Annotated in this window: 1 protein-coding gene and 1 pseudogene; both read right to left on the reverse strand. The window is 57.4% G+C overall.

The window, feature by feature from the left end; all coding sequences use genetic code 11:
• Positions 1-40: 40 nt before the first annotated feature.
• Positions 41-1,075 carry an IS3 family transposase gene (locus tag AB5Z25_RS10890; protein WP_152068358.1) on the reverse strand — a complete coding sequence of 345 codons (1,035 nt, stop codon included), beginning with the start codon at positions 1,073-1,075 and terminating at the stop codon, positions 41-43.
• Positions 964-1,203: pseudogene (locus AB5Z25_RS10895) on the reverse strand (transposase); the annotation flags it as partial. The gene AB5Z25_RS10890 and the pseudogene AB5Z25_RS10895, both read right to left, overlap by 112 nt.
• Positions 1,204-1,257 lie beyond the last annotated feature (54 nt).

Consider the following 1,257-nt stretch of genomic DNA (forward strand, 5'->3'; position numbering starts at 1 on the left):
TGGAGTGGGAAGGATAAACTGGACTTTCTTTTAAGGATCCTCAAGCGTATTGCCGCTCGTATTCCACTGGAGACATGTAGCCCAGGGTGGAATGCATGCGCACCCTATTGTAATAGAGCTCTATGTACTTGAAGATGTCCTGCTTGGCCTCGTCCCTCGTCCCATAGCTCCTCTCTTTCACCAATTCCCTTTTCAGCGTCTTGAAGAACGACTCGGCCACCGCGTTGTCCAGCGGCGTGCCGGGCCTTGATACCGACTGGACTATGCCATGCGAGTCCAGACACCGCTGGAAGGAACGGGAGGTGTACTGCGCGCCCTGATCGTCATGGAAGACGAGGCTGCCGTCATCTGGCGGACCCTCCCTGCCGACCGCCTGCTCCATCGCGTCGATCGCGACCTTCTCGGTGATGCGCTCGGACATCGACCAGCCCACGACCTTGCGGGAGAAGGCGTCTATCACGGCTGCGAGATAGAGCCACCCTTCTCTTGTGGGTATGTAGGTGATGTCGCCCACCCAAAGCCTGTTGCGCTCGCCCACGGTGAAAGCGCGCTCTACCAGGTTCAACCGAGGGTCTCCCGGCTCGACCTTCTTCTGGATGCGGTGTTTTCGGGTCGCGCCCTTTCCGGCAAGTCCGAGCTTCTGCATGATGCGGAGCACGCGCTTCTCGCTCACGACGATGCCGCTTTTTCGCAGTTCGCGGTTGATGCGCCGGTAGCCGTAACGGCCCTTGTGCCGCTCGAAGGCCTCGACGACGAAACCTTCGATCGCCTCCCGCTCTATCTGGGCGTCGGACTTCTTCCGGCCGAGATACTCGTAGAAACCGGATTTCGAGACTTTCATCAGCCCGCATGCCTTCTTGATGGGGCCGATCTCGCCCCTATGCTCTTTGAGGAACTCGAACCTCACGCATGGTCTTGACTCAAGAAGGCCCGGAAATTTTTTAGTATCTCGTTCTCGCGCTCGAGCTCCTCGACCTTCTTCTTGAGCTTCACGATCTCGTAGTCCTTGTTGATCTTCGGGGAGCCGTTTCCGGGGAACGCGCCGTCTCCCATCTCCTCGTATTCGCGGGCCCATCTTCTCAGCGTCGAATCCTTTATGCCGAGTTCCTCCGATAGGCCTTTGACCGTCATTTCCCCGGACAGGACCACCTTTGCCGCCGAGACCTTGAACTGCCTGTCGTATCGCTTTCTTCTTTGGGTCATCTTGAACACCTTTCGCTCTTAACTAGGTGTCCAATTCATCATACCCACTCCAGT

Source organism: Collinsella aerofaciens (genome assembly GCF_040910325.1).
Taxonomy (GTDB): domain Bacteria; phylum Actinomycetota; class Coriobacteriia; order Coriobacteriales; family Coriobacteriaceae; genus Collinsella; species Collinsella aerofaciens_BL.

Coding starts and splice junctions, on each gene's coding strand:
- AB5Z25_RS10890 (WP_152068358.1), bottom strand. CDS start 1,075: ATGGGCCCGCGAATACGAGGAGATGGGAGACGGCGCGTTCCCCGGAAA.